Consider the following 18,971-nt stretch of genomic DNA (forward strand, 5'->3'; position numbering starts at 1 on the left):
AGAAATGTTTCACATCTCCTATATCCATAAAAAAACAGAGACGAAACAAAAAACTACGAAAAAATCAAAATTGATTTTCTCGTAGTTTCTCATTTATTTTATTTCATATTTAAAATCAGGATTTACTTCTTTGTCTAATTGATCAAACGCACCTTGTGTTCGACGTTCGACTTCTTCCAAACCTTCCTTATCCATTTTCTTAATGTCAGATAAGTCAATTGGTTCTCCAAACCGAACCGTTACACGTTTGCGCTTAAACAGATCCCACAATGTCAATGGTCCTTGGTAAACAGCCGGAACGATTTTCACTTTTGCCATTTTAGCAATCAACGCCATTCCACCTTTCAACTCTGTCGCATGGCGCGTACCACTTGGAAACATAATTAGACCCAAGTCTGTTGATTTCAATATTTTTACAGGTGTTTTGATTGCGCTTGGTCCTGGTTTATCGCGTTTGACCGGAAAAGCATTCGCATGTGTCAAAATAAATCGTAAAATCGAATTTTTGAACAACTCTTCTTTTGCCATAAAGCTAAATTTCTTTGGTGCTGCCCCAACAGCCAGGTACAATGGATCCCACCAAGTGCGATGTGGCGCAACTAATATGTAATTCTCGTCTTTAGGCAACAATTCTTTATTTTCATAATGGGCATTGCCGTTGACTATCGCTAAGACAACTCGAACAACCCCGCGCATAAATCGATAAAACATAGACTCTTCCTTTCTCTTTGCTGAACATAGATAGTATGCCTAAAAAAATCTTCCTTGGCAAGCAAACTTGGTTCTTTTTAACAAACATAGTATAATACAAACGATTATTTTATTCACTTTGGAGGGAAACCCATGCTTCACGAAGACGAACGAATTGACCAATTATACGCAGAAGATATTAAAATTATCCAAAGTGCGCAAGTTTTTTCCTTTTCACTTGATGCTGTTTTACTCGCAAATTTTGCGCGTGTGCCGAAAAGAGGACAAATCGTCGACCTATGTGCTGGAAACGGTGCAGTCGGTTTATTTTTAAGTAGAAAAACGAATGCACAGATTGATTTGATTGAACTACAGCCTCGCTTAGCCGATATGGCGAAAAGAAGCGTTGTGCTTAACCATTTAGAAGACCAAGTCACTGTTCATACCACCGATTTAAAAAATAGTTTAGCAGTTGTTCGTCATAATTCTTGTGATCTTGTTGTCTGTAATCCACCCTACTTCAAAGGATTGCCCACAAACAAAAAAAATCCAAATGAACACTTAGCCATTGCGAGACATGAGATTTATACAACACTCAATGACGTTATCCAAATCTCCAGTAAACTTTTAAAGACAAACGGGCGCTTTGCAATGGTTCATCGACCTGAACGCTTTTTAGAAATTTTAGATGTCATGCGTGAACACCAAATCATTCCAAAACGCATTCGCTTTGTCTACCCAAAAGCTGGAAAAGATGCCAATATTTTATTGATTGAAGGCATCAAAGAAGGAAAATTAGACGGGTTTAAGGTTTCTTCACCACTTATCACTTATGATGAAGATGGTCAGTATACGCCAGAATTACGTGGTATGCTTTATGGAGACTAAGCATTATTTTTATGTTCTCGCTTGTAAGGACGACACTTTTTATGGTGGATATACAACCAACCTTGAGCGAAGACTTGCCGAGCATAACAACGGTACAGGCGCCAAGTACACTCGCTTACGTAAGCGTCGCCCTTTACAAATGATTCATGCAGAATGTTTTGAAACTAGAAGTGAAGCAACCAAAGCAGAGTCTGCCTTTAAAAAATTAACTCGAAAACAAAAAGAACTTTATTTAGACACGCATCTTTCCGTTGATCTTCCCTAAGGTGTAATGGGAAAAACTTCTTCTTATTCCTATTTAGAACAAAAAAAGACTTGAGATGAACCTTCATCTCAAGTCTTTTTCTTATTGTGCTGTATCTAAATCTTCTGATGTATTTGCCATCGAGGATGAAGTTGCGCCATTAGTTAAATCTTCACTGTCCTGATTCGTTGCCTCGTCAGTTACTTCTGAATCTTTCGTTAACTCACTGCTTGAACTTTTACCACCTAATAACGCTTGGCTAACAAAGTGCGCATAATGGATCATTCCTTCAGGGTTTGGATGAACTTGATCGTCGTAGAACCATTCATCGTGATCTTTGCTGTAGTCATACCAATCAATCAGGGTCATATTATCATATTTTTTCGCCATTTTAGCTAGCATATCATTTACATCATTTTGCCAGCGTTTAGTTGGTACTCGAACATTTACCCAGTAAACTTTGCGATCACCTATCGTGTCCATCACACTATCAAATTGCGTTTCTGAAAATGCACCATTAGTTCCTAAACCAACCAACACGGTATCTTTCAAGAGCTCTTGTTTTTTCAGTTCTTCAAGATAAGGTTCGCTCGTATAAAGCTGGCGTCCGACGTCACCGTCCACAACTACTTTAGGATAAATTTCTTTTAAGTCCGTGGCTGCATCAAGCATAACCGAATCGCCAAAAGCTGTCAGTTCCAGTTTTTGTGCTTTCTTTCCTTGTGCCTTAGTCAAATCATATTTATCCAAAACACTCTGATCAAGTGTTCCAGAAGCTTTGCCATTTTCTTCTTTACTTTTTTCTGCTAATTTTTTATTCGCAGCAATTTTTTCTTGTAACTGTTGTTGATCCGCTGTCACAGCATTCTTTGGCGCAATCGTAAAGCCAACTAATGCAATGATGACAACTAGTAAACCTGGAACTAGCCACGGCTTTTCAAGACTAAGAATTGGTTTTTGGAACCAGCCCTTAACAACTGAAAATGTTTTGCTATAATCAAAACGTGCCAATGGTCGTTCAATATAGCGATAAGACAATTCACTAATCAACAGAATCAAAGTTACTTCAATTAACGTGTGCATCCAGACGTGGTCGCCAATATTAGAAACTTTTGCCTCATAAAAAATCATCACAGGAAATTGGTAAAGATAGATGCCATAACTTCGCTTACCAACCCAAGTAAAGATTGGGTTCGTTAACCACCTATTCCAGCTTGCGCCAGGATGAGCTGTCACCGCAACTAACACCACACACAACAAGCTAACTAACAACATCCCACCGTAATAAACAAAGTCCATATGGTCATTGAAGAAAAAGAATGCTGAAACCAATAAGACAAACGAAATCAATCCAGCGATATTCAATGTCTTCTTCGCTTGTTTAGGTATCTCTTTTTTCAATCGTGTGCTTGGCCAAACAAAAGCCAACGCACAGCCGAGCCAAATCGAAAATAGTCGTGTATCTGTTCCATAATAAACACGAGTTGGATCTGCGCCAGGTGAATACAAAATCATCATCAGGATAGCTGAAATTCCCGACATTCCCAATACGGTGTAAAAAATCCATTTTTTCTTTCGAACTAAAGTCATCAGTAAGACAAAGATAATTGGCCAAAACAGATAATTTTGTCCTTCAACTGCCAAAGACCAAATGTGAGTAAACGGTGATTCGTTGGCAAACCGATCAAAATAAGATAGCCCATTATTGATTTGCCACCAGTTATTCACATAAAACAAACTACTGATAACCGTGCCTCGCAAGTTATTTAACAAACCTCGCTGAAACAAAGTAATATACGCTGAAGCAGTAACTAATAAAAAGACTAAGCCCGGATAAAGTCGCTTCATCCTTCGAACATAAAACTGCCAAATATTTATTTTTCCATTTTGTTCCCATTCTTGTCGCAATAAATCGGTAATCAAATAACCAGATACCACAAAAAATATCGGTACGCCCAAATAACCACCTGTCATTACTCTTGGTAACAAATGATAGAGAATAACGCCCATTACGGCTAAAGAACGAATACCATCAAAGCCTGTGATATAGCGACTTTTTTTCAATCTTTTTTGTTTTTCCATTCAATCTTCCAACTTTTCATAAACTTTTTTCATTTGTAATATACGTTCATTATAAGAAAATAGCAAGACTTATTTAAACTTCTTGCCATCTTTTCTATCATCCCATAAAATTTGGCAAAAGAACAATGATTTCATCGACTTTAAGAAATTTTCAAAAGAAATAACGTAGCAACTTTTTTCACTTCCAGTCAAAAGTTAACGAGATAAGTTATTTTTTTGAAGTCATCAATAAGCAGATACAAAAAGAGGATAAAACGAACAGTCGTTTTATCCTATTATTTTTTATTTTCTGATTAGACGCCATCTTCATAAAAACGTCCTAGAATTTGAACATTCTCTGCAATACTTACGAAAGCATCCGGGTCAGAGGCTTTCATTGCTTCTCTTAATAGCGGAAGTTCGTAACGTGTCACGATTGTCATCAAGACTGTTTGTTTGTCATGTTTGTACGCACCTTCTGCTTCATTGATAATCGTGATTCCTCGACGCATACATTTTTGGATTTCATTCACGACTTTTTCAGGATGTTTCGTCACAATCATAACCTGCATTTTCTTCTGCTTCGTGTAAAAAACATCTGTCACTTTCCCACTAACAAAAATCGACAACGTGCTATAAAACATATATTGCCAACCAAACAGAATTCCAGCAACAAACACAATCAATGCATTGAAATAAATCGAAATAGAACCAATGGATTTACCAGTTTTCTTTCGTATTGTGATACTGACAATATCTAATCCACCAGAAGACAGACCATTTCTAAGTACTAAACCAATCCCAGCTCCCATCACTGCTCCACCAAATAATGCACAGATGATTGGATCTGTTGATAACACGGTTTCGGGTACGATGTGAATAAATAGCGAGGTCAAAGTAACCGTGATAAACGTGAAAATTGTAAATTTTTTACCGATTTTAAACCAGGCTAGGAAAAATAATGGAATGTTCAATAGATAAAGAGTTGTTGACACTGGTACTTCAAAACCAATCAACGTTTTGGATAAGGTTGTTAAAATTTGCGCCAGACCAGTAATTCCACTTGAATAAATATGACCCGGTTGATAAAAAAGATTTAACGCAATAGATGCAATTAATGCATAAACAATAGATACCGAAAGTTTGGTCGTATAGTCGTGATAGGCCCAATTTTCGAACGTTTTTTTCATGAAAAAGCCTCGCTTTACATAATTATGGCTCTATTATAAGGTTTTTTCTTATAAAAAAAAAGAGAAGATGACAAAAGCTTAACACTTTTACCGTCTTCTCAGAATCATTTACAATTTAACTGATTTTTATTCTTCAATTTCAGTGACATCAATACTTAATTCTGCCAATTGAAGTGGAGAAACTAAGCTTGGTGCTTCACTCATGACATCAGCTGCTTTTCCGTTTTTAGGGAAAGCAATCACTTCACGGATATTTTCTTCACCTGCAAGTAGCATAGCAAAACGATCTAATCCTAAAGCAATTCCGCCATGTGGAGGGAAGCCGTAGTCCAACGCAGTTAATAAGAAACCAAATTGTTCTTCCATTTGTTCTTTCGTGAATCCAAGTGTTTCAAGAACTTTTTCTTGTAACTCACGAGTGTGAATCCGAATTGATCCACCACCAAGTTCATAACCATTTAAGACAATGTCGTAAGCTTCAGCATAAACTTTCGCTGGGTCTGTACCCAACAAGTCAACATCTTTGGCTTTTGGCATCGTAAATGGATGGTGCGCAGACACATAGCGACCTTCTTCTTCTGAGTATTCAAATTGTGGCCAATCAGTTACCCATAAGAAGTTGAATTTTGCTTCATCAATCAATCCCAATTCTTTGGCTAAGCGTGTACGAAGCGCACCTAATGACGCTGCGACAACTTCTACCTTATCTGCACAGAATAACAGTAAATCGCCCACTTGTGCATCCGTTGCTTGAATGATGTCTTCTCCCGCTTCACCCATGAATTTTGCGATTGGTCCTTTTAACCCATCTTCTTCCACTTTTAACCATGCAAGTCCTTTTGCTCCAAATTGACCAACATATTGACCTAAATGATCTAAATCTTTTCGAGAATAATTGCCAGCAGCACCTTTCGCATTCAATGCTTTTACTGCCCCACCATTTTCTAAAGCCATTTGGAAGACTTTGAATTCGATTGATTTCACCGTTTCACTCAAGTCAATCAATTCCATTTCAAAACGTGTATCTGGTTTGTCACTACCGTAACGGCTCATCGCATCATCATAAGTCATTCTTGGGAATGGTAATGTTACCTCTAATCCACGGACGTCTTTCATAACTTTAGCAATCAAACCTTCAGTATAAGTTTGAATTTCTTCAGAAGTTAAAAACGTTGTTTCAATATCGACTTGGGTAAATTCCGGTTGGCGGTCGCCACGTAAGTCTTCATCTCGGAAGCAACGGACGATTTGGTAGTAACGATCAAATCCTGCATTCATCAATAACTGCTTAAATAATTGTGGTGATTGAGGCAATGCATAGAAATGACCTGCATGAACACGAGAAGGAACTAAATAGTCACGCGCGCCTTCAGGTGTTGATTTACCTAAATAAGGTGTTTCAATGTCTAGAAAATCATTGTCATCCAAATAATGACGAATAGCTTTAGTTGTTTCGTGACGCATTTTGATATTCTTTGTCATTTTTGGACGACGTAAATCTAAATAGCGATATTTCAAGCGAACTTCATCGCTGATTGTTTGGTCATCTTCAATTGAAAACGGAGGTGTTTTCGCTTGGTTTAAAATCGTAATTTCATTGGCAATAATTTCGACTTCACCTGTCGCCATTTTCGGATTGACTGCATTTTCGCCACGACGTTTGACGATACCAGTAACTTCAATCACATATTCACTTCGGCATTTATCAGCTACTGACCAAGCATCTTTTGAAATTTCTGGGTTGAAGACTACTTGTACAATTCCTTCGCGGTCACGTAAGTCAATAAAAATCAATCCGCCTAAATCACGACGCTTTTGTACCCACCCTTTCAGTGTAACTGTTTGATCTAATTGTTCTTGGGAAACAAGTCCACAATAAATTGTCCTTTTTGCCATCGTTCTCTCTCCTTCTTACTCAAATAATGTCGTTGTCATTTCATCATACACTTCATCAAATCGTTGATAGATTTCTTGTAATGAAAAGCTTTTTTCTTTACGATCTGCCATTGACTTCACATTAATTGTTTGGTTATTTAATTCATCTTCTCCAAGCACTAGCACTAATTTGGCATTTGCTTTATCCGCTGTCTTGAACTGGGCTTTCGCTTTACGATTCATAACATCACGATCTGCAGAGAAGCCAAAGTTACGAATTGCTTGAACAACTTTTAGTGCTTCAAGATTTGTGGCTTCACCAATTCCAACTACGTAAGCATCTAATTCATTTAAGGCTGGAATAACTACTTCTTCTGCCTCCATAGTTAACAAGATACGTTCGATTCCCATTGCAAAACCAAATGCTGGTGTTTCTGGTCCACCAAGTTCTTCTACCAAGCGATCATAACGACCACCCGCACAAATCGTCGCTTGGGCACCCATTTTTGGCGCATCACTCATAATTTCAAAGATAGTATGTGTATAGTAATCTAGACCACGAACCATATTGCTATCAATCTCATAAGGAATTTCTAGTGCATCTAACATCGTTGTTACTGTTTCAAAATGTTTCTTAGCTGATTCACTTAAATAATCTAAAATCGAAGGTGCATCCACAACAAATTTTTGGTCTCGTTTATCTTTACTGTCAAGGACACGTAAAGGATTTTGGTGTAAACGGCGTTTTGAATCTTCACTTAATTCATTTTCAACTGGTTCTAAGTAGTCAATCAACGCTTGGCGATAAGCTTGGCGTGTTTCTTGATCTCCTAAAGAATTGATAACCAAGCGAATTTGTGTGATACCCAACTGTTTAAAGAAGTCTAGCGCCATTGCCATACTTTCAACGTCTGTTGCTGGATTATCTGAACCAAATGCCTCAACACCAATTTGGTGAAATTGACGCAAACGGCCTTTTTGTGGACGTTCATAGCGGAACATTGGCCCCATATAAAAAGTTTTGTAAGGTTTAGCAAACTCTGGTCCAAATAATTTGTGTTCTACAAACGAACGAACGATTGGCGCTGTTCCTTCTGGACGTAAAGTTACATGACGATCACCTTTGTCATAAAAATCATACATTTCTTTTGAAACGATATCTGTCGTATCTCCTACACTACGTGAGATAACTTCATAATGTTCAAAAATCGGCGTGCGCATTTCATTGTATTGATAATCTCTAAATAATAAGCGTGCTGTCTCTTCAATAAATTGCCATTTTTCTGATTCACCGGGTAAAATATCATTCGTTCCTTTTGGTCTTTGGAAGTTCATACATCTCTCTCCTTTTCTTTTATGTAACTAAGTGAAAATAAAAAAATTCACCCCTGTTCACAATGAACAAGGGTGAATGAAAGTCATACACGGTACCACCTAATTTTGAAAGATTTCTCTTTCCTCTCACGAATAACGCTCGTACGCGGGACGGCTTTGCACGCGTCCATCTCCAGAGTGTCTTTTCGGTAACCAACTCTTGAATCATTTTCAGCCTCGATGATTCTCTCTTTCTAAAAGTATCGGTAACTTACTCGCTCTTTCAGTGATTTTCTATATTACCTACAACTTACTAAAAACACATCTTAAAGTCAAGAATATTTGCCCTAAAAGTTGGACTATGCTCATTTCATTTTTCAAAAGACGATTTAGTTTTGCATTTTTTTTGTTTGTTTTAAACTAAAAGCAAAGGGAGGAATGCAACATGGCAGAAGTAAGAATCGGACATTCACAAGTATATGCAGAACAACTTGGTTTAGGAGCAAATGCCGTTGGCGGTCACAATTTATTTCCTCATTTAGAAGATGAAGTTGGGAAACAAATCATTCGAACAGCACTCGATAATGGAATCAACCTTCTTGATACGGCTTATGCCTATGGTTTTGGACGTTCTGAAGAACTAATTGGTGAAGTTTTAAAAGAAAAAGAATATGATCGTTCACGCGTAATCATTGCAACTAAGGCGGCTCATGACCCCAACAATTCTGGGAAATTCAATAATACACCCGAATTTTTGACACAGGCTGTTGAAGAGGCATTGAAAAGACTACAAACAAATTATATTGATATTTTTTATATTCATTTTCCAGATGAAACAACGCCAAAAAATGAAGCAATTGCTGCTTTGCATCAATTAAAAGAAGCAGGGAAAATTCGAGCAATCGGCGTTTCAAACTTTTCTTTAGCACAACTAAAAGAAGCGAATCAAGAAGGGTATGTGGATATCATCGAAGACCATTACAGCTTGATTCAACGAAAAGCAGAGACCGAACTTTTTCCTTACATCAAACAACATAAAATTAGTTTTGTTCCTTATTTCCCACTAGCTTCAGGTTTGTTGACTGGTAAATATCAGATTGGACAACCACTTTCATTTTCCAAAGGTGACCTTCGATTAAAACAGCCAAATTTTCAGGGCGAACGCTTTGAAAAAATCATTCGTACGGTTGAGCAGCTAAGACCACTTGCAGCGAACTATCAAACGAACATCGCTCAATTAGTCTTAGCTTGGTATATGAAAAATCCGGTTATCTCTGTCGTAATCCCGGGTGCAAAGAAACCAGAACAAGTTGCAATCAATGCTCAAGCTTTAGACATTCATTTGACAAATGAAGACTATCAAAAGATAGATCAATTATTTGCCGAATTTTAATTAGGACAATCTTGTTTCTTTTTTTCTTCACTAGCTAAGAGACTGGGATAAACCTAAAAAAAAACAGTCGTTTTGAACACATTTCCAATTAAAGAAAGCCTAAAATCAACGTTTTCAAAAACGAATTTTAGGCTTTTTTTCTATTTAGACTTCCTTTTCTACCAGCACCTTTTTTGTATTCAACACTGACAAAATATGCCTTATTTCCCGTCGTACTTACCATCTTTGCTAAACAAAAAATAAACTACTGTTCCGAACCCGACTAGTGCAATAATGCTTCCGACAATTGGAACCCAATTAGCATATTCGCCTGCTAACATAAGTATTGCCCCGCCAATAAATAAAAAACCTCCAGCTAATAAATTTTTCATCATTACTCCTCCTCTTTTTCATATTTCTCCATCAATATAACATGGAATCACAAAAAATTGTCCTCACTGTATCGCAAAACTCAGGTCCAAGTTCCTGTGTAAGAAATTCGTGAAGAAAGTAAGTTTGGCGCAGCGATTGATTTCTATGTTGAAAAAGTAAATCCTCTTAACTGGACTTGATGTAACCCGATTGATTGCGAAACTTTACAACGTCCGGCTTTTTTTCATTCGATGTTCCAATAAGTTTCAGAAAAATACATTCACTCCTAACTTTATCAACGACTTTGGGTTGTACAAGAGTATTGTCCAACCCAAAGTACAAATGAAAAACAAAAATCGACATAGCATCTACCTGCCATGTCGATTTTCACCTAAACTATTTTCGTAGTTAAGGGAACCGTTATCTCTGGTTTTTTATTTGTTTTGGGAGTCGATTAAAATGGTTACGGGGCCGTCATTCACTAAAGACACATCCATATCTTCACCAAACTTCCCAGTTGAAACTGGAATACCACGTTGTTTCAAACCAGTATTAAATGCTTCGTACAATGGAATAGCTGTTTCTGGACGAGCAGCAGCAATAAAACTTGGTCGATTCCCTTTTTTAGTATCTGCAAATAACGTAAATTGTGAAATGCTTAGTATTTGACCACCAATATCTTCAATACTTGTGTTCATTTTTCCTTGTTCATCTTCAAAAATACGCATTTGTGCGATTTTTTTGACCAAATACTCCACATCGTTTTGAGTATCTGTTTCATGAATACCTAATAAAATTAATAGCCCTTGATTGATTTTACCAATTTCTTGACCATTAATTGTAACTGCCGCACGACTCACTCGTTGAATGACTGCTCGCATCAAATTCTCCCTCTCTTCACGTTTATCCGTTCATTCGACGTACACTATAGACATCTGGAACAGACTTGATTTTATCTACAATACTTTTTAAGTGTGTTAAGTTCTGAATCCCTACAGTTAAATGGATTGTTGCCATCTTATCTTTATTTGTGCGAGCTTCCACACTATTAAGATTTTTTGTCATCGAATTAACTGTTTGTAAAACATCATTTAACAGTCCTGAACGATTGTATCCATAAATTTCTAGGTCAGCATCGTATTCTTTTTTTGAATTTGAAGTGTCTTCCCATTCTACCTCGATTAACCGTTCAGCAACATTTGGTTTATCTGGCTGAACATTAGGACAATCACGACGATGAATGGAAATTCCTCGACCTTTTGTAATATATCCAACGATATTGTCTCCTGGAACTGGATTACAACACCGACTGATGCGAATAAGCAAGTTTTCGACGCCTTGAATCACCACGCCGCCTTCATGACGAACCTTCATTTTTTCTGGTTCTTTTTTCGGTTGGTTCATCAATTCATTGGCTTCTTGTTTTTGTTGCTCGATTTTTTGTTCACGACGTTCTTTTTCAGTTAATCGATTTGCCATCGTTAACGGACTGATTTCACCATAACCTACAGCAGCATAAATATCATCTTCGTTATTGTAATTAAAACGATCCAATACTTCTTGCAATTTTTCTTTGGTCAAAATATCTTTTGGTAAGAAACCAAGATCAGAAATACATTTGGTAACTGATTCATGGCCTTTGACAATATTCTCTTCGCGATCTTGTGCTTTAAAGAAACGTTTGATTTTATTTTTTGCTTTACTTGTTGCAACAATTTTTAACCAGTCACGGCTTGGGCCAAATGAATTAGGCGAAGTTAAGATTTCAATGATATCGCCATTTTTCAATTTGTAATCTAATTGAACCATTTTCCCGTTCACTTTTGCACCAGTTGTCTTGTTTCCAATATCGGTATGGATACTGTAAGAGAAATCTAGTGGTCCTGATCCTTTAGGAAGCTCAGTTACATCTCCTTTTGGCGTAAAGACATACACTTTATCGCTGAAAATATCTCCTTTGACACCTTCCATAAAGTCAGATGCATCATAACTTTCGTCTTGCAATTCAATAATTTCATGGAACCAGCTTAATTGTTTCGTCATTCCATCAGGTTCTACTTTATCATTTTTTCCTTCTTTATAAGCCCAGTGTGCTGCTACCCCAAATTCCGCGATTTCATGCATTTCTTGCGTGCGAATTTGAATTTCAACAGGATTTCCCGCTGGACCAATCACTGTCGTATGCAAAGATTGATACATGTTAGCTTTTGGCATAGCAATATAATCTTTAAATCGCCCAGGCATTGGTTTCCATTTCGTATGGATCGCGCCTAAGACTGCATAACAATCTTTGATTGAATCAACGATGACTCGGATAGCCAGTAAATCATAGATTTCACTAAATTGTTTTTTCTGGTCTTTCATTTTTCGATAAATCGAATAGATATGCTTTGGACGGCCATATATTTCTGCATAGATACCTAGTTCTTCTGTTGCCAATCGAATATCTTCCACCGTAGCATTCACGTATTGCTCACGTTCTTCACGTTTTGATCGCATTAAATGAACGATTCGGTAATATTGTTTTGGATTCAGATAACGTAGAGCGGTATCTTCCAATTCCCATTTGATTCGGCTAATCCCCAAACGGTGTGCTAATGGTGCATAGATTTCTAGTGTTTCTTGTGCGATTCGACGTTGTTTGTCTTCACGTAAGTGTTTTAGCGTGCGCATATTATGAAGACGGTCTGCCAATTTCACCATGATTACACGTAAGTCTTGTGCCATTGCTAACAACATTTTACGATGATTCTCTGCCAATTGTTCTTCATGAGATTTATATTTGATTTTTCCCAATTTCGTCACGCCGTCAACCAGCATGGCTACATCATCACCAAATTCTTCTCGCAAATCATCCAAAGTTACTTCTGTATCTTCAACTACATCATGTAAAAATCCTGTTGCTACAGTGTGTGGATCCATTTTTAACTCAGCTAAGATTCCAGCAACTTGGATCGGATGAATAATATAAGGCTCCCCAGATTTTCTAAATTGTCCGTCATGTGCTGCTGTTGCATAGTCACATGCTTTTTGCACGAATGCAACATGATCCGGTCCCATATATTTGCTAACAAGCGCAATAACGCCAGGACCTGTTAAAATTTCTTCTTTTGACATACAAACCGATCCCCCTTTCGTTTCGATAGCAAAACAGGAGAGGTATCTGAAATCACAATTTCTAAATTACAGTTAACTGGTATAAAGAATTCGTTTTTCCACGAATGGTATTAAAAAATAACTCCGAAAAAACAACGCATCATCACACAAAAACCTAAAAATGATTTGTGGTGCCTTTTGTCAATTCCATCGGAGCTAGTTAATTTGTCCCAACCTCTTTTATTTTTTATCGGACTCTTGAACGGTTATTGCTACTATTATACAAATTGTCGTTTATTTTTTCAATTCTATCATGTTCAAATTTATTAAGAAAAGTTCAAATGACTTATGGCAATTCTTGTAATGCCATTCGCAACTAATTTTTGCTTTTCTTGTGATGTAATCTGGTGCACGTTAATTGTTAATGCTAGCTTAGTCGCCGTATCCGATTTAAAAATTTCCGCTAGACGTAAAGCTTCTCGATAAGGCAAATCTTCTCCTAATGATAAACGTGTCCACCCTAATGGTTTCATCGCACGCTCAAATTTCACCAGTGTCAGTTCCTTTACTTGACGTGTGTCTAAATAAAAGCTTAATTTCCCATTACTTAAAGCTAGAGAAAACAACGACTCGCGCAATTCTTTTACTCGAACTGGGTGTTCAAAAATATCTGCTAGGTTCACACAAACTTCGAGAAACCCCGCTCCTGCTTGATACGCATGTGCGGCTTCAAACACTTTTTTCTCCACTGTACTTGCTCCCAATGGAAAATCAATTACACTCCCAATTTGGATCGCGGAATCTGCTAAAAGATACTTTACTCGTGCAATTTGAGTAGGCAAAACAACGATTTCCGTTGCGCCTCCTGCAACTAACCGGTACACTGTTTCTTTTAACAAGTCATCACTCATTTGATGATCCAATAATCGTACGCGAATGGATGCCTTATTTTCCATCCTGTTCACCTAGTAATTCCCATTGATAGCTCGCGGCACTCAATAAATATAATGGCGCTGTTTCCGTTCGCAAAATCCTTGGGCCTAAGCCACAAATAACTGCACCTTCTGCCGATAGTTTCTCCACTTCATCTGTCGTTAATCCACCTTCTGGCCCAAAAATTGCCAAAATACGTTGTCCTGAGCCCGATTTTTGTAAGGCTTGTGCTAAGTTAGCTAATTCTCCTCGCTTAGCTGACTCTTCGTAGGCAACTAACACCTTGTCGTAAGAAGAAATTTGTTGATAAAATTCGCTGGCTGTACTCAACAATTCTACTTGTGGTACTACTTGGCGATGTGATTGTTCGGCAGCTTCTTGAGCAATTTTTGCTAAACGTTGTTGTCGTTTGTTTCGCTTCTTTTCATCCCATTTAACAACCGACGTTTTTGCCGGAAAGCCAAGAAATGCGTGTGCTCCAAGTTCCGTTCCTTTTTGCACAATCCAGTCTAGTTTTTCACCTTTTGGATAACCACTTGCAATGGTAATCATACTTGGTAATTCCTTTTGCCCTTGTTCTTTCATTACCTCTTTTAATTCAACTTCATTTTCTGTGATAGCAGTAATTTCAGCGATGATTGCCACTTGGTCGCTAAAAGCTAAGTAAACACGATTTTCTGGCGTCATACGCATAACGCGAGTTATATGATGATATGGCTCACCAACTAATACAAAACGGTCTTTTTGCTGGTATGGTTCTTCCAAAAAATAACGTTGCATTTAGTCCACCTCAGGTTTTTTCAAAATAATTGCATACCAATCTTTTTGTTGGAAAATTTGATCAACTACAAATCCTTGCGCCTCCATAGCATCAATAACCATTTGTTTTTTATCTTCAATAATTCCAGAGACAACCAGAGTGCCTGTTTGCTTTAATAAACGCCAAGCATCAGGAATCATCAATAAAATAATATCAGCTAAAATATTAGCAACAATTACGTCACTCTCAATCTCGATTCCGTTCAATAAATCATTGGCAGCAACATGAACATCTTTTGCAATTTCATTCATGTCCATATTTTCCTTTGCTGAACGAACAGCTACATCGTCAAGATCGTACGCATAAACTTCCTTTGCACCTAAATATTTGGCAGCAATACTTAACACGCCTGAGCCTGTACCAACGTCTAGTACCGTCTCACCACCGCGTAAAACAGATTCCAATGCTTCCAAAGTCAGCAAGGTCGTTGGATGTGTTCCTGTTCCAAAAGCCATACCTGGATCTAATGTAATGATTTTTTCCATTGGATCTTGTGTCGTATAATTTTCCCAGCTCGGAGCAACAGTCAACATTCGCGTAATACGGACAGGATGATAGTACTTTTTCCAAGCCGTTGCCCAGTTACTTTCTTCTACTTCACTAACCGTTACAATATTTTTCCCAATGGCCAGGCCAAATTCAGGCAATTGTGTCACGCGGTCTTTGATAAAAGGTAAAATTTCTGGCAAGAAAATTGTTTCTGGAAAATATGCCATGACCAGCGCACCCTCAGTTAATGAGGTAAAATCAGCTTTATCTAAAATTTCACCATACTGATCTGATTTAAAATTTTCAACATCAAGCGCATCTTCGATAGCCACACCACTTGCTCCTGCTTCCATTAAAATATTGGCAACAGCTTCGACTGCCTCACTCGCTGTTTCTACTTTGACTTCGTTCCATTTCATCGCTATCGACTCCTTAATAACTAGGGTAAGGTAAATAAGTTGTTGTATTTTGTTCCTGTTGTTTCTGTTCAACTAACTGTGCTAGTTGTTGATTATCCCAGTGTAATTCAAAAATTGCATCTTCATCGTCTGCATCTAAAAAGTCCAACAAATCACTTTGTCCCTGGTCTAGTACATCCTGTAAATAATCAATAATTGCATCTGCAACTGCTTTTTCTAACCCCTTTTTACCTTCATAAGGAATTACTGCTAAGTAGTCTTCTTCGTCAAATGAAGATTTTTGTGGGTTAAATAATAAAATACCATCCTCAAATTCAATAATTTCTTCTTCAGACACAACACCTTGTGCATCGTCGATTTCTAAATGTGCTTTGTTTTCTGCAAACAAGCGAACAACTATCTCAATCGTATGATTTTTTGTATCCCAATCTAATGCAACATCATAAGCATCAATATTTTTTTCAATGGACTCATCCAAATAACTCAGTAAATTATTTTTTTTCATCTTCGTTCCTCCATCCCCAATCGTTTTGATCGATCAGGCTCTTTTTTTGTAAAGAAATATATGGATTTCCCGAAACAATGTAGCGTAACGGCATATCCGTCCACTCACCCTTATTCGGAATACCAATTCTTGGCAAAGCAATAATTTGTTTTGGTTCTTTACGTTTCTCAAAATTCAAACGCAGCGTACTTTCACTATCCATAATTGATTGGCCATAAAGTTCTGGACCGATGGCTAAAGCTTTCACTAGCTTACCTGGACCGTTGCTAATGTCTGGCCCCTCTTTTCCTCCACGATTTTGACTCATCTGTTCAATCATAGCTGCTGGCTGAACTGCACGAATCATCACACCTTGGGGGATTCCCTCAGGTTGAGTAATGATATTCAAAATCCGATGTGTATGCATCGTATAGAGATAGATTGTTCCTGCTTTTTGATACATCGCCCGCACCCTTGGCGTATCTCGCATGCCATAACTGTGCGCAGCTCGGTCCTCTGGCCCAAGATAAGCTTCAACATCAACGATGTAACCAGCTAATTTGCCCATCGGTGTTACATGTTCTAAATACATTCCCAATAAATTTTGCGCAATTTCTGGTGTTGTTTTATTTTCAAAAAAAGTTTCGATTTTCTTTTTTTCCGTCATTTTTTTCACCTACTTTATCATACACAATATTTTCGTTAGATGCTATGAAAACAAAACGTTTCCTTTGTGTTCTTTCCCCCAGTTTTTTTGCAAACTATGCTATAATAAACGAACGAAAAATTGAAAGGGAGGCCACTTCATGCAACAACCTTTAGCTTATCGAATGCGCCCTCGCACAATCGATGAAGTCGTTGGACAACAGCAACTAGTCGGTGAAGGAAAAATCATTCGCCGAATGGTTGACGCGCGAATGTTGTCATCAATGATTTTATATGGACCACCTGGAACTGGAAAAACCAGTATTGCTAGTGCCATTGCTGGTTCAACAAACTATGCTTTTCGTATGCTGAATGCTGCAACTGATTCAAAAAAAGATTTACAAATTGTGGCTGAAGAAGCCAAAATGAGCGGCACAGTCATTCTGTTACTCGATGAAGTCCATCGATTAGATAAGACAAAACAAGATTTTCTTTTGCCTCATCTTGAAAGTGGACGCATTATTTTAATTGGCGCTACGACCGAAAATCCTTATATCACAATTAATCCTGCGATTCGGAGTCGAACACAAATTTTTGAAGTCAAACCTTTAGATGAAACAGATATTCAATCAGCCATTCAAACAGCCTTACTTGATAAAGAACGCGGGCTTGGAGAACTACCGATTCAACTTGATGAGGATGCCTTACTTCATTTATCACGAGCAACAAACGGCGATTTACGAAGTGCTTTGAATGGTCTTGAACTAGCGGCTCGTTCAACCAAACCAATGGAAGATGGACGCATTCACCTCACCTTAGCAATCATTGAAGAATGTGTACAAAGAAAAGCATTGACTCATGATAAAAATGGCGATGCTCATTACGATGTCATCTCGGCTTTTCAAAAGTCGATTCGTGGAAGCGATGTGGATGCAGCACTTCATTACTTGGCACGTTTAGTGGAAGCCGGCGATCTTGCAAGTATTTGTCGACGTCTAATGGTTATTGGCTACGAGGACATCGGCTTAGGAAATCCTGCAGCAGCAGCTCGTACTGTTAATGCTGTTCTTGCAGCAGAACGTTTAGGATTACCCGAAGCACGAATTCCTTTGGCAGATGTCGTAGTTGACCTTTGTCTTTCCCCTAAATCCAATTCTGCTTATACTGCATTAGATGCTGCCATTGCAGATATTCGAGCTGGAAAAGCCGGAGAAGTACCAGACCATTTGCGAGATAGTCATTATCAGGGTGCGAAAGAATTGAAACGTGGACTTGATTACCAATATCCCCACAACTTTGAAAACGCTTGGGTCAATCAACAGTATCTACCAGATAAATTAAAAAATGAAACCTATTATCAGCCAAAAGAAACTGGAAAATATGAACAAGCCTTAAAGCAACAATATGAGCGAATCCAAAATTGGAAAAAGCATTCTTCTTAAAAATAAAACGGTTACTTTTTAAAGAGCGCTCCCGTTGCTCTTTTTAAATTCCTATGCTACTATAGAGATGGGAAATCTGTGATGTTCGAATTGTCCTCTTTGTGTGTTGACCGAACATTTTTATTGATATCTTGGGACCTGTCTTGTGTCACTGCTGGTAACATGCCTTATCATTTGGTAGTTCGAAGCTTCGACCGTGGGACCCACCTGCTAGAATTTGCGGGATCAATACTACAGGACAAACAACGGCATTAACGGAGATTACCCTTTGTTTAAGAATGAAGCAATTTGCTTTTAGCAAATTGCTTTTTCTGTTTTTATTCTGATTTTTTGGAGGACGTTTCATGATTCGTGTGTTGATATCTATTGCAACCATACTATTGGTATTTGTTAGCTATTATTTACTCAAGAAACAATCTATTTTCTTTGCTTTAATTGAACCATCCGAAAAAAACCAAGCCTTTTTACAGTTTTCTGGTGTCGTCTATGCCTTTCTTGGTGCTTTAGGCTTACTTGTAGTCTTTTTTAATCAGAGAATGCTCGCTTTCTTATTCCTAATCGTAGTTATTCTAGCTTCAACTGTCTTCAGTATTTCATTTGCTAAAAAAATATCTGCTACTAAACAGTAAAATAATTT

Annotated in this window: 18 protein-coding genes and 1 other RNA gene; 6 read left to right on the plus strand and 13 right to left on the minus strand. The window is 37.8% G+C overall.

Translation table 11 applies throughout. The annotated features are described in order from the left end of the window. Nucleotides 1-93: 93 nt before the first annotated feature. Nucleotides 94-711: a lysophospholipid acyltransferase family protein gene (locus IGJ76_RS11545; RefSeq protein ID WP_270345727.1), complete on the minus strand. Its 618-nt coding sequence runs from the start codon at nucleotides 709-711 to the stop codon at nucleotides 94-96. Nucleotides 712-843: 132 nt separating this feature from the next. On the opposite strand from IGJ76_RS11545, the gene IGJ76_RS11550 reads away from it, so the two are divergent. Both IGJ76_RS11550 and IGJ76_RS11555 read left to right on the plus strand, forming a co-directional pair. Continuing rightward, on the plus strand, nucleotides 844-1,578 hold the full coding sequence (locus IGJ76_RS11550; RefSeq protein ID WP_071868919.1) for a tRNA1(Val) (adenine(37)-N6)-methyltransferase: 735 nt from the start codon (nucleotides 844-846) through the stop codon (nucleotides 1,576-1,578). Next, nucleotides 1,568-1,843, plus strand: coding sequence for a GIY-YIG nuclease family protein (locus IGJ76_RS11555; RefSeq protein WP_075491245.1), 276 nt, complete (start codon nucleotides 1,568-1,570; stop codon nucleotides 1,841-1,843). Before IGJ76_RS11550 ends, IGJ76_RS11555 begins: the two co-directional genes overlap by 11 nt. Before the next feature lie 81 nt (nucleotides 1,844-1,924). Here the strand turns inward: IGJ76_RS11555 and IGJ76_RS11560 are convergent, their stop codons facing one another. From IGJ76_RS11560 to hisS, 4 genes are all read right to left on the minus strand, one after another. Continuing rightward, nucleotides 1,925-3,904 carry an acyltransferase family protein gene (locus tag IGJ76_RS11560; protein ID WP_430596634.1) on the minus strand — a complete coding sequence of 660 codons (1,980 nt, stop codon included), beginning with the start codon at nucleotides 3,902-3,904 and terminating at the stop codon, nucleotides 1,925-1,927. Nucleotides 3,905-4,197: 293 nt separating this feature from the next. Next, on the minus strand, nucleotides 4,198-5,073 hold the full coding sequence (locus IGJ76_RS11565) for a YitT family protein (protein WP_067483039.1): 876 nt from the start codon (nucleotides 5,071-5,073) through the stop codon (nucleotides 4,198-4,200). A gap of 126 nt (nucleotides 5,074-5,199) precedes the next feature. Next, nucleotides 5,200-6,969: an aspartate--tRNA ligase gene (aspS, locus tag IGJ76_RS11570; protein ID WP_067483041.1), complete on the minus strand. Its 1,770-nt coding sequence runs from the start codon at nucleotides 6,967-6,969 to the stop codon at nucleotides 5,200-5,202. Between the two features lie 15 nt (nucleotides 6,970-6,984). After that, nucleotides 6,985-8,283: a histidine--tRNA ligase gene (hisS, locus tag IGJ76_RS11575; RefSeq protein ID WP_270492987.1), complete on the minus strand. Its 1,299-nt coding sequence runs from the start codon at nucleotides 8,281-8,283 to the stop codon at nucleotides 6,985-6,987. Nucleotides 8,284-8,707: 424 nt separating this feature from the next. Between hisS and IGJ76_RS11580 the strand changes: the two genes are divergently transcribed. Further along, a complete protein-coding gene (locus IGJ76_RS11580; RefSeq protein ID WP_067483045.1) occupies nucleotides 8,708-9,655 on the plus strand; it encodes an aldo/keto reductase in 948 nt (315 codons plus the stop codon). Nucleotides 9,656-9,855: 200 nt separating this feature from the next. On the opposite strand, the gene IGJ76_RS11585 is transcribed toward IGJ76_RS11580, so the two are convergent. The 8 genes from IGJ76_RS11585 to IGJ76_RS11620 form a co-directional block, all read right to left on the minus strand. Next, complete coding sequence (locus tag IGJ76_RS11585) at nucleotides 9,856-10,026, minus strand: hypothetical protein (protein ID WP_169819333.1); 171 nt, start codon at nucleotides 10,024-10,026, stop codon at nucleotides 9,856-9,858. A gap of 414 nt (nucleotides 10,027-10,440) precedes the next feature. Beyond that, a complete protein-coding gene (gene dtd / locus IGJ76_RS11590; RefSeq protein ID WP_067483047.1) occupies nucleotides 10,441-10,887 on the minus strand; it encodes a D-aminoacyl-tRNA deacylase in 447 nt (148 codons plus the stop codon). A gap of 22 nt (nucleotides 10,888-10,909) precedes the next feature. Then, a complete protein-coding gene (locus tag IGJ76_RS11595) occupies nucleotides 10,910-13,123 on the minus strand; it encodes a RelA/SpoT family protein (RefSeq protein WP_067483049.1) in 2,214 nt (737 codons plus the stop codon). 305 nt (nucleotides 13,124-13,428) lie between these two features. Beyond that, complete coding sequence (locus IGJ76_RS11600) at nucleotides 13,429-14,058, minus strand: hypothetical protein (protein WP_218657966.1); 630 nt, start codon at nucleotides 14,056-14,058, stop codon at nucleotides 13,429-13,431. Further along, nucleotides 14,048-14,815, minus strand: coding sequence for a 16S rRNA (uracil(1498)-N(3))-methyltransferase (locus tag IGJ76_RS11605; protein ID WP_285603196.1), 768 nt, complete (start codon nucleotides 14,813-14,815; stop codon nucleotides 14,048-14,050). The genes IGJ76_RS11600 and IGJ76_RS11605 overlap by 11 nt, the downstream gene beginning before the upstream one ends. Beyond that, nucleotides 14,816-15,763 carry a 50S ribosomal protein L11 methyltransferase gene (gene prmA, locus IGJ76_RS11610; RefSeq protein WP_067483055.1) on the minus strand — a complete coding sequence of 316 codons (948 nt, stop codon included), beginning with the start codon at nucleotides 15,761-15,763 and terminating at the stop codon, nucleotides 14,816-14,818. Nucleotides 15,764-15,776: 13 nt separating this feature from the next. Beyond that, nucleotides 15,777-16,268, minus strand: coding sequence for a DUF3013 family protein (locus IGJ76_RS11615; protein ID WP_067483057.1), 492 nt, complete (start codon nucleotides 16,266-16,268; stop codon nucleotides 15,777-15,779). Further along, nucleotides 16,255-16,914, minus strand: a complete 660-nt coding sequence (locus tag IGJ76_RS11620; RefSeq protein WP_376022050.1) for a DNA-3-methyladenine glycosylase — start codon at nucleotides 16,912-16,914, stop codon at nucleotides 16,255-16,257. Before IGJ76_RS11620 ends, IGJ76_RS11615 begins: the two co-directional genes overlap by 14 nt. Nucleotides 16,915-17,053: 139 nt before the next feature. Between IGJ76_RS11620 and IGJ76_RS11625 the strand changes: the two genes are divergently transcribed. The 3 genes from IGJ76_RS11625 to IGJ76_RS11635 all read left to right on the plus strand — a co-directional run bounded on the left by IGJ76_RS11625 (nucleotide 17,054) and on the right by IGJ76_RS11635 (nucleotide 18,963). Next, a complete protein-coding gene (locus tag IGJ76_RS11625) occupies nucleotides 17,054-18,334 on the plus strand; it encodes a replication-associated recombination protein A (protein ID WP_067483061.1) in 1,281 nt (426 codons plus the stop codon). Nucleotides 18,335-18,404: 70 nt separating this feature from the next. After that, nucleotides 18,405-18,599: non-coding RNA, 6S RNA (gene ssrS / locus IGJ76_RS11630), on the plus strand. A 79-nt stretch (nucleotides 18,600-18,678) separates the two neighbouring features. After that, nucleotides 18,679-18,963 carry a hypothetical protein gene (locus IGJ76_RS11635; RefSeq protein WP_067483063.1) on the plus strand — a complete coding sequence of 95 codons (285 nt, stop codon included), beginning with the start codon at nucleotides 18,679-18,681 and terminating at the stop codon, nucleotides 18,961-18,963. Nucleotides 18,964-18,971: the final 8 nt, after the last annotated feature.

The organism is Enterococcus sp. DIV0175 (assembly GCF_050529075.1).
Classification (GTDB): domain Bacteria; phylum Bacillota; class Bacilli; order Lactobacillales; family Enterococcaceae; genus Enterococcus_B; species Enterococcus_B thailandicus.

Excerpts from the sequence above, each read along its gene's own strand:
- aspS (WP_067483041.1), bottom strand. The coding sequence starts at position 6,969 with ATGGCAAAAAGGACAATTTATTGTGGACTTGTTTCCCAAGAACAATTA.
- IGJ76_RS11625 (WP_067483061.1), top strand. The coding sequence starts at position 17,054 with ATGCAACAACCTTTAGCTTATCGAATGCGCCCTCGCACAATCGATGAA.
- IGJ76_RS11585 (WP_169819333.1), bottom strand. The coding sequence starts at position 10,026 with ATGAAAAATTTATTAGCTGGAGGTTTTTTATTTATTGGCGGGGCAATA.
- IGJ76_RS11580 (WP_067483045.1), top strand. The coding sequence starts at position 8,708 with ATGGCAGAAGTAAGAATCGGACATTCACAAGTATATGCAGAACAACTT.
- IGJ76_RS11555 (WP_075491245.1), top strand. The coding sequence starts at position 1,568 with ATGGAGACTAAGCATTATTTTTATGTTCTCGCTTGTAAGGACGACACT.
- IGJ76_RS11595 (WP_067483049.1), bottom strand. The coding sequence starts at position 13,123 with ATGTCAAAAGAAGAAATTTTAACAGGTCCTGGCGTTATTGCGCTTGTT.
- IGJ76_RS11545 (WP_270345727.1), bottom strand. The coding sequence starts at position 711 with ATGTTTTATCGATTTATGCGCGGGGTTGTTCGAGTTGTCTTAGCGATA.
- IGJ76_RS11600 (WP_218657966.1), bottom strand. The coding sequence starts at position 14,058 with ATGGAAAATAAGGCATCCATTCGCGTACGATTATTGGATCATCAAATG.
- IGJ76_RS11560 (WP_430596634.1), bottom strand. The coding sequence starts at position 3,904 with ATGGAAAAACAAAAAAGATTGAAAAAAAGTCGCTATATCACAGGCTTT.
- IGJ76_RS11565 (WP_067483039.1), bottom strand. The coding sequence starts at position 5,073 with ATGAAAAAAACGTTCGAAAATTGGGCCTATCACGACTATACGACCAAA.
- prmA (WP_067483055.1), bottom strand. The coding sequence starts at position 15,763 with ATGAAATGGAACGAAGTCAAAGTAGAAACAGCGAGTGAGGCAGTCGAA.
- dtd (WP_067483047.1), bottom strand. The coding sequence starts at position 10,887 with ATGCGAGCAGTCATTCAACGAGTGAGTCGTGCGGCAGTTACAATTAAT.
- IGJ76_RS11605 (WP_285603196.1), bottom strand. The coding sequence starts at position 14,815 with ATGCAACGTTATTTTTTGGAAGAACCATACCAGCAAAAAGACCGTTTT.
- IGJ76_RS11620 (WP_376022050.1), bottom strand. The coding sequence starts at position 16,914 with ATGACGGAAAAAAAGAAAATCGAAACTTTTTTTGAAAATAAAACAACA.
- IGJ76_RS11550 (WP_071868919.1), top strand. The coding sequence starts at position 844 with ATGCTTCACGAAGACGAACGAATTGACCAATTATACGCAGAAGATATT.
- IGJ76_RS11635 (WP_067483063.1), top strand. The coding sequence starts at position 18,679 with ATGATTCGTGTGTTGATATCTATTGCAACCATACTATTGGTATTTGTT.
- IGJ76_RS11615 (WP_067483057.1), bottom strand. The coding sequence starts at position 16,268 with ATGAAAAAAAATAATTTACTGAGTTATTTGGATGAGTCCATTGAAAAA.
- hisS (WP_270492987.1), bottom strand. The coding sequence starts at position 8,283 with ATGAACTTCCAAAGACCAAAAGGAACGAATGATATTTTACCCGGTGAA.